This window comes from Endozoicomonas arenosclerae (assembly GCF_001562015.1).
Classification (GTDB): domain Bacteria; phylum Pseudomonadota; class Gammaproteobacteria; order Pseudomonadales; family Endozoicomonadaceae; genus Endozoicomonas_A; species Endozoicomonas_A arenosclerae.
This window is the reverse complement of sequence record NZ_LASA01000151.1, coordinates 19,545-27,167: the sequence shown is the minus strand read 5'-3', so window position 1 is coordinate 27,167 and position 7,623 is coordinate 19,545. Positions and strand designations below refer to the sequence as shown.

Here is a 7,623-nt window from a genome sequence, read left to right as displayed (position 1 = left end):
GATGATCTTATTAGTAAAGGATATGAAATTGAACTTTATATAGCTGGTAGGAAAGGAGATGGTTATGATGATTTTATTGCAGATATATCATCGTTAGATTGCTTTAATCATATTAATCTTCTTGGTCATATTACTGAAAAAGAAAAAATTGAGTTGCTTACCACGGTTGATGCCTTTTTATCCCCGACTCTTTATGAGGGCTTTGGTATTGCAATTGCTGAAGCACTTTCCTGTGGTTGTCCGGTCATCACGAGTAAATTTGGTGCCGTTGAGGAAGTAGTTGGAGATTGTGCGCTATACGTAAACCCTCTTTCAATTGAGGATATTAGTGATAATTTGAAATTAATTTTAGATGATTTTGAATTAAGGAAAAAGCTATCAATAAATGGGCGGGAACGAATTGTGAATAATTTTTCTTATAAAATACATAAGTCACGTTTAGCGAAATGCGTGGCTAATGTATATAAATAATTTTATTAATCTGGTGAATTTTAAATGAATAAGACTGCTCTTATTACTGGTGTAACAGGTCAAGACGGTTCCTACTTAGCCGAGTTCTTATTAAAGAAAGGCTATGAAGTACACGGTATTAAACGCCGTGCTTCATCCTTTAATACCGAACGAGTAGATCATATCTATGAAGATCCTCACACTGATAATCAGATGTTCAAGTTGCATTACGGTGATTTAAGTGATAGCTCAAATTTAACTCGTATCCTTCAAGAAATTCAGCCTGACGAAGTTTATAACCTTGCAGCTCAATCCCATGTGGCGGTGTCATTTGAATCGCCAGAATATACGGCTGATGTGGATGCATTGGGTACTCTGAGACTATTAGAAGCCATTCGTTTTTTAGGGTTAGAAAAGAAAACCCGTTTTTATCAGGCATCCACTTCTGAGCTCTATGGCCTGGTTCAGGAAACACCACAGAAAGAGACGACTCCGTTCTACCCGCGCTCACCTTATGCCGTGGCTAAAATGTACGCTTACTGGATTACGGTTAACTATAGAGAGTCATATGGCATGCACGCTTGTAATGGCATTCTCTTCAATCATGAGTCACCTCGACGTGGTGAGACGTTTGTTACCCGTAAAATCACACGTGGGCTCTCTAATATCTCTCAGGGATTAGAGGATTGCCTGTATCTTGGTAATATGGATGCGCTGCGTGACTGGGGTCATGCCCGTGACTATGTAGAAATGCAATGGTTGATGTTGCAGCAGGATAAACCAGAAGATTTTGTTATTGCTACCGGTGTTCAGTACTCAGTCCGACAGTTTGTTGAGTTTTCAGCTGAGGCTATTGGCGTCAAAATACGTTGGGAAGGCAGTGGTATTGATGAATGCGGTTTTGTTGAAAGCATTGAGGGAGAGAATGCACCGGCTTTAGTCCCTGGTCAAAAAATTGTAGCGGTTGATCCCCGTTATTTCAGACCCGCTGAAGTGGAAACGTTACTGGGTGATCCAACCAGAGCTAAAGAAAAACTGGGCTGGGTTCCAGAAACTACGCTGTCTGAGATGGTGGCAGAAATGGTTGAGCATGACCTCAGCAAAGCAAAGCAGCATGCTCTCCTTAAATCCCATGGTTATGATGTGAAAGTCACTCGTGAATAGTTGCTCGTTATAGTGGCTGCTAATCAGTTCACCATGAATTGAAGATAAGGTGTATCTATGTCCGGCACTGCACGAACCAATATCGTTATTGACCAGGGATTGATGAGTGAGGCTCTTGAGCTAACCGGTCTTCGTTCACAGCGGGAGCTTGTCAATTACGCACTGCAGGAGTTGATTCGAAGGGAAAAACAGAAACAGATTCTCTCATTAAAAGGGAACGTGGCTTGGGAAGGAAATCTTGATGGTATGAGAGATTTACGCTGAATAGTCATTTATAGTTGATACCCGTGTATTGAAAAATATTCAAAGCTTATTTGTGTCAACGCAGGCCAACATTAGTTTATTCGTAAGGCTTTTATGAAAAAAGTATTTGTAGCGGGACACCGTGGAATGGTGGGCTCTGCAATTATCCGTCGGTTAAATCAGTTAGGCGATGTTGAGATAATCACTCGCACACGACAAGAGCTGGATCTGACAGATCAGCATGCCGTTAAAAAATTTTTCCAGAATGAAAACATTGATCAGGTCTATCTAGCGGCGGCCAAGGTAGGGGGAATACATGCCAATAATACCTACCCTGCCGAGTTTATTTATCAGAATCTGATAATGGAGTGTAACGTCATTCATCAGGCTTTTGCTGCGGGTGTTAAAGAGTTGTTGTTTCTTGGTTCTAGTTGTATTTACCCGAAATTAGCAAAACAGCCAATGAAAGAAACTGAACTTCTCAGTGGTTATTTAGAGTCGACTAACGAACCCTACGCCGTCGCAAAAATCGCTGGGATTAAGCTATGTGAGTCGTATAATCGACAATATGGTGTCGATTATCGTTCTGTTATGCCCACTAATTTGTATGGTGAGAATGATAATTTCCACCCCGAGAACAGCCATGTTATCCCTGCGATGATGCGTCGATTCCATGAGGCCAAGATACGGGGTGATAAACAGGTGGTTGTCTGGGGATCTGGTACACCTATGCGTGAGTTTCTGCATGTGGATGACATGGCCGCTGCTTCTGTCTATGTGATGAATCTTGCCGTGGCACGTTACTCTGAACACACACAATCGATGATGTCACATATCAATGTTGGTACCGGTGTTGATTGCACTATTCGTGAACTTGCTGAAACTATGAGTAAGGTAGTGGGCTTTAGAGGCAACATTAATTTTGATACGACAAAGCCAGACGGCACACCTCGTAAACTAATGGATGTTAGTCGTATTAAGAAGTTGGGTTGGGAATCTTCTATCAGCTTGGAGCGTGGTCTGTCCTCTACCTATGAATGGTTTTTAGCGAATGCCGAACAGTTGCGTTCAGTTTAAGCCTGTATTTAATTGGGTAATACAACTACTTGTAAGCTGACGTTGAGTTTTTCTTTCAAGGCAGCGAAGATGCAAGCCAGATTATCCATGGTAGGGTTGCCTTTATCAGATAACATCCGGTGTAGGCTTTTGCTGGATTTTTGAGTTTTTAGTGCCAGTATTTCAAAGCCTAAAGTCGCATTCACTAAATCTCTCAGTATGATTCTGGCAGTATCGGGTTCGCCATTGAGGAAGTGGGTGGCTGCTTCATCAAGCAATGCTTGTGCAAAGGCAGGGTCGCGTTCAGCACGTTCCAGAATTGTCTGCTTATAGTCACGAGTTAAAGTCATTATTTTTTACCTTTGATTGATGTGAGTGTGTTTTTTGTAAGGTTTGAAGATTTTTTACGGGCTTTATACTCGGCCAAAAGTTTTGTTGCTTTTGCAATGTCGCTCTGCTGCGAGGCTTTGTCACCGCCACCAAACAGAACATTCACATTATCATCCTCTTTGGTCAGATATATGCGCAAGCCTGGCCCCCAGTTAATTTTGCATTCACCGAGACCACTGAACCATTTGATCGATGAAGTGTTACCTGTCTCCATTCGTACTATGGCTGTAGCTACCTTCGCTGCTGCTTGTGACGGCAAGCGATTGAACCAATTCTTGTAAGGGCTGCTACCATCGTCCCGAATGTATTCACGAACTTTGCATGTCATTATTAAGGTAACCTATATGTTACTTTTAGGCAAGTTTCTGACTTTATAAAAATCTTTTTTAATGTAGCTAATAAATGAATCTCATCCCTGTAATTTTGTCAGGTGGCTCAGGTAGTCGGCTGTGGCCTCAGTCCCGTTCTTTGTATCCAAAACAATTTCTACCTTTAGTTAATAATAAAACCATGTTTCAGAATACGGTCTCTCGTTTAGACGGTTTGACGAATGTATCTGAACCTCTGGTTATTGCTAACGAAGAGCATCGATTTTTGGTGGCGGAGCAGTTTCGTCAAATGGACCAGAATGCTTCTGCGATTATACTTGAGCCGGTAGGGCGGAATACTGCTCCCGCTGTAGCCCTTGCAGCGATTAAAAGTTTACAGGTAAGTGGTAGTAAAAGTCTGGCAGTAGAAAATGAAGAACGGGTATCTGAAAATCCGGAGAGTGATCCTGTCTTACTGGTTTTAGCCGCTGATCATGTTATCAATGATGTAGCCGCTTTTCATCGTGCTATTGATATCGCTTTACCTGCTGCTATAGCCGGGAAACTGGTCACTTTTGGTGTTGTGCCTACTCATGCTGAAACTGGATATGGCTATATAAAAGCAAATTCAGAGCAGAAGGATGAGCCCGTAAATAGACCATTGAATACCGATTTTCAAAGTGTTTTCACGGTTGACCACTTTGTCGAAAAACCGAACCTGGAGTCTGCTGAGCAATACCTTGCTTCCGGTAACTACTTCTGGAACTCTGGGATGTTCATGTTCAAGGCTTCTCGCTATTTGGAGGAGTTGAAAGCTTTTCATCCGGAGATATTAAAGGTTTGTGAGAAATCAATAGCTCACGAGCATCCTGATCTGGATTTTGTTCGTTTAAATGAAGACGAATTTAATGCTTGCCCTGATGACTCTATTGATTATGCGGTTATGGAAAAAACCGCTGACGCTGTAGTTGTACCACTTGACGCAGGTTGGTCGGACGTTGGCTCCTGGTCTTCTCTTTGGGATATTTCAGCCAAAGACGAACAGAGTAATTCAGTTCAGGGTGATGTTATTTTACATGATACTCATAACACTTATGTACGTAGTGAAAAAAAGTTAATTGCTACTGTCGGTGTTGATGGCCTGATTATTTCTGAAAGTGATGATGCCATCCTGATTTCTACTAAAGATCGAGTGCAAGATGTTAAAAAGATAGTAGAGAAGTTAAAGCGAGAAGGTCGGTCAGAAGCTAAGCTGCATCGAAAAGTGTATCGTCCCTGGGGGGCTTACGACTCTATTGACTGCGGCGAACGTTTTCAGGTTAAGAGGATTACGGTAAAGCCCGGTGCAAAGTTGTCACTACAGAAACATTATCATCGTGCTGAGCATTGGATTGTTGTGAAGGGTACAGCATTAGTAACCAATGGCGATGAAGTCACTTTGCTCACCGAAAATCAATCCACTTATATCCCCATTGGTGTTGCCCATCGTTTGGAAAACCCAGGTAAATTCGACCTTGAACTGATTGAAGTGCAGAGTGGCAGTTATCTTGGGGAAGATGATATTGTCCGATTTGATGATATTTATGGCTGCGCCTAGCAAGTTTGAGCTTGGTTTTATAAATCTTTACGGAAAATGTGGCGCTAGTTCTAAAGTTAGTGCGTTAATTGATGAAAATATCTGTAATTACAGTCTGTTTTAATTCTGAAGAAACAATAGAAGATACAATAAAGTCTGTTCTTTCTCAGTCCTATAAAAACATTGAATACATCATTATTGATGGTGGTTCTACTGATGGAACCTTATCAATTATTGAGAAATATCGGGCTTTTATCGATTGTTTTATCTCTGAGCCGGATGATGGCCTTTACGATGCTATGAATAAAGGCATTAATCATGCTACTGGTGAGGTTATCGGTATTCTTAATTCGGATGATATTTTTCAAGATAGTTCAGTTATCTCGCTTATTGCATCTAATCTAAATGATCAAGAAGTTGATGGTTGCTACGCGGATTTAGTTTATGTCCAACAGCATGATTTAACTAAAGTAGTTAGATTATGGAAATCGTGTGAATATCATGACGATTTATGGTCTACGGGTTGGGCGCCTGCACACCCTACATTCTTTGCTAAGTCTAATTTATACACCCAATATGGTCTTTTTGATGTCTCAAATCGACTTGCCGCAGACTATGAATTGTTGATTAGGATAATAGGTAAAGGAAAAATAAATATTAAATATATACCTGAAGTTTTGGTAAGGATGAGGCTTGGGGGCGAAACGAATAAGAGTATTGTTAATATTATAAAGCAGAATATTGAGATTTTTCGTGCAGCAAAAAGAAACGGATTTAATTTTTCTATGGTTAAATTTATTTTTAGTAAGCTTAAGATCAAAATGAAAGAATTTAATAGTGCATCTTTACTTCATAAAGGAGAGAATGATTGACTTCTAAGGTTTTGGTGACAGGTGCTTCTGGCTATATCGGAAGAGTGCTTTGTGATGAGCTTGATAATGAAGGATATGAATTAGTACGAATTAGTCGTAGAAAATTAGATGGATGCTTTTCTATTGGTTCTATTGATGGGACTACTGATTGGCAAGTAGTATTAACCGATGTTGATTACATTGTGCATCTAGCCGCAAGAGTACATTCTTCTGATGACGGATCTTGTGATTCAGAGAGTCAGTTCTTTAAAGTTAATACTGAAGGTACCTTGAATTTAGCGAAGCAAGCCGCAGCTCTAGGAGTTAAAAGATTCGTTTTTATTAGTTCGATTGGTGTATCTGGAAGGTATAGTTCTAAACCATTTTCATCTTGTGATAAACCAAAACCATATGATGCGTATACTCGTTCGAAGTATAATGCAGAGCAAGGTTTAAAAAAAATATCGGATAAAACAGGTTTGGAAGTTGTAATAATACGGCCTCCGTTAGTCTATGGAAAAGATGCGCCAGGCAATTTTGGACGTTTAGTTAAGCTAACCGAAATGACTTTACCTTTACCGTTGGGAGCAATACACAATAAGCGTAGTTTTATTGGTGTTGACAATCTTGTTGATTTTATTGTTTTTTGTATAAAACACCCTGATGCCCAAAGTAATGTTTTTCTAGTTAGTGATGATGACGACGTTTCTACAACAGAACTACTTCGTATATTATTTAAGGCTAGAGGGAAAAAGCCAATTTTGCTTCCCATAAATGTCTCATTACTTCGTTTTTTTGCAAGAATGATTGGAAGAAAATCAGTCATTGATAAGTTGGCTTGTGATCTTCAAGTTGATATGACTGCTATAAATGAAATTCTTGGTTGGAAGCCAGCTTTGAGCTTGGAAGAAGGTATTTTTAGATGTTTTTTGGATGACTGAATACATGTTTCGACTGCTAGATTTTACTTTTGCTTTGACAGGATTGCTTTTCGGGGCTCCTGTTTTTTTAATTATCTATATTGCTGGATGTTTTGATACTGGCTCACCATTATTTCGTCAGGAAAGGGTAGGACGTAATAGAGAATCTTTTATATTGATTAAATTCAGAACTATGAATGTAGAAACCGTCTCGGTGGCTAGCCATCTTGCTTCTACAAGCTCTATAACTCGCCTTGGTGGGTTTCTCAGGAAAACTAAGTTAGATGAGCTCCCACAATTGTGGAATGTCCTAAAAGGTGAAATGAGTTTGGTCGGTCCAAGACCCAATCTATATAATCAGATTGAACTTATTGAGCATCGTGATAGGCTGAATGTTTACGATGTGAGACCGGGGATTACGGGTTTGGCACAAGTTTCGAATATTGATATGTCAACACCTGAAATACTTGCAAAACTGGATGCGAAAATGATTAAGGAACTGTCTCTAGCTAACTATTTTCGTTATATATTTATGACTCTGACTGGAAGTGGTCAGGGTGATAGAGTAAAGCAGTCTTCATGATAATGTTTTGAAGTATTCTTTATACTTATTATTCGGGTAATACATGCGACACATATTGCTTTCCCTCCCTCGCTCGAGTAAA

The 7,623-nt window shown here is 40.0% G+C and carries 10 protein-coding genes; 8 read left to right on the top strand and 2 right to left on the bottom strand.

Annotation, left to right across the window (positions count from 1 at the left end; all coding sequences use genetic code 11):
- The 4 genes from WG89_RS23175 to fcl all read left to right on the top strand — a co-directional run.
- Positions 1 to 471 (top strand): glycosyltransferase (locus tag WG89_RS23175; protein WP_153301776.1); only part of this gene is annotated, 471 nt, incomplete at its 5' end.
- A gap of 24 nt (positions 472 to 495) precedes the next feature.
- Complete coding sequence (gene gmd / locus WG89_RS23170) at positions 496 to 1,614, top strand: GDP-mannose 4,6-dehydratase (RefSeq protein ID WP_062270081.1); 1,119 nt, start codon at positions 496 to 498, stop codon at positions 1,612 to 1,614.
- Positions 1,615 to 1,671: 57 nt separating this feature from the next.
- Positions 1,672 to 1,878, top strand: a complete 207-nt coding sequence (locus WG89_RS23165) for a type II toxin-antitoxin system VapB family antitoxin (protein WP_062270080.1) — start codon at positions 1,672 to 1,674, stop codon at positions 1,876 to 1,878.
- 93 nt (positions 1,879 to 1,971) lie between these two features.
- Positions 1,972 to 2,934 (top strand): GDP-L-fucose synthase, encoded by a 963-nt coding sequence (gene fcl / locus WG89_RS23160; RefSeq protein ID WP_062270079.1) that lies wholly within the window; start codon positions 1,972 to 1,974, stop codon positions 2,932 to 2,934.
- A gap of 8 nt (positions 2,935 to 2,942) precedes the next feature.
- Here the strand turns inward: fcl and WG89_RS23155 are convergent, their stop codons facing one another.
- Together WG89_RS23155 and WG89_RS23150 are read right to left on the bottom strand one after the other, a co-directional pair.
- Positions 2,943 to 3,263 carry a helix-turn-helix domain-containing transcriptional regulator gene (locus WG89_RS23155; RefSeq protein ID WP_062270078.1) on the bottom strand — a complete coding sequence of 107 codons (321 nt, stop codon included), beginning with the start codon at positions 3,261 to 3,263 and terminating at the stop codon, positions 2,943 to 2,945.
- The gene (locus tag WG89_RS23150; RefSeq protein WP_062270077.1) at positions 3,263 to 3,631 is read right to left on the bottom strand and encodes a type II toxin-antitoxin system RelE/ParE family toxin; all 369 of its coding nucleotides are present in this window, start codon (positions 3,629 to 3,631) and stop codon (positions 3,263 to 3,265) included. The genes WG89_RS23155 and WG89_RS23150 overlap by 1 nt, the downstream gene beginning before the upstream one ends.
- Positions 3,632 to 3,705: 74 nt before the next feature.
- Here WG89_RS23150 and WG89_RS23145 point away from each other — a divergent pair, with 74 nt between their 5' ends.
- The 4 genes from WG89_RS23145 to WG89_RS23130 all read left to right on the top strand — a co-directional run bounded on the left by WG89_RS23145 (position 3,706) and on the right by WG89_RS23130 (position 7,541).
- Entirely contained in the window at positions 3,706 to 5,208 is a 1,503-nt protein-coding gene (locus WG89_RS23145; protein WP_062270076.1) for a mannose-1-phosphate guanylyltransferase/mannose-6-phosphate isomerase, read from the top strand.
- A gap of 71 nt (positions 5,209 to 5,279) precedes the next feature.
- Positions 5,280 to 6,059 (top strand): glycosyltransferase family 2 protein, encoded by a 780-nt coding sequence (locus tag WG89_RS23140; RefSeq protein WP_062270075.1) that lies wholly within the window; start codon positions 5,280 to 5,282, stop codon positions 6,057 to 6,059.
- Entirely contained in the window at positions 6,056 to 6,979 is a 924-nt protein-coding gene (locus WG89_RS23135; RefSeq protein ID WP_062270074.1) for an NAD-dependent epimerase/dehydratase family protein, read from the top strand. The genes WG89_RS23140 and WG89_RS23135 overlap by 4 nt, the downstream gene beginning before the upstream one ends.
- Positions 6,972 to 7,541, top strand: coding sequence for a sugar transferase (locus WG89_RS23130; RefSeq protein WP_245662966.1), 570 nt, complete (start codon positions 6,972 to 6,974; stop codon positions 7,539 to 7,541). The genes WG89_RS23135 and WG89_RS23130 overlap by 8 nt, the downstream gene beginning before the upstream one ends.
- The last annotated feature ends 82 nt before the right edge of the window (positions 7,542 to 7,623 follow it).

What these genes read in the sequence shown, in the direction of transcription:
- WG89_RS23140 (WP_062270075.1), top strand. Translation starts at nt 5,280, where the DNA reads ATGAAAATATCTGTAATTACAGTCTGTTTTAATTCTGAAGAAACAATA.
- gmd (WP_062270081.1), top strand. Translation starts at nt 496, where the DNA reads ATGAATAAGACTGCTCTTATTACTGGTGTAACAGGTCAAGACGGTTCC.
- WG89_RS23150 (WP_062270077.1), bottom strand. Translation starts at nt 3,631, where the DNA reads ATGACATGCAAAGTTCGTGAATACATTCGGGACGATGGTAGCAGCCCT.
- fcl (WP_062270079.1), top strand. Translation starts at nt 1,972, where the DNA reads ATGAAAAAAGTATTTGTAGCGGGACACCGTGGAATGGTGGGCTCTGCA.
- WG89_RS23155 (WP_062270078.1), bottom strand. Translation starts at nt 3,263, where the DNA reads ATGACTTTAACTCGTGACTATAAGCAGACAATTCTGGAACGTGCTGAA.
- WG89_RS23145 (WP_062270076.1), top strand. Translation starts at nt 3,706, where the DNA reads ATGAATCTCATCCCTGTAATTTTGTCAGGTGGCTCAGGTAGTCGGCTG.
- WG89_RS23165 (WP_062270080.1), top strand. Translation starts at nt 1,672, where the DNA reads ATGTCCGGCACTGCACGAACCAATATCGTTATTGACCAGGGATTGATG.
- WG89_RS23130 (WP_245662966.1), top strand. Translation starts at nt 6,972, where the DNA reads ATGACTGAATACATGTTTCGACTGCTAGATTTTACTTTTGCTTTGACA.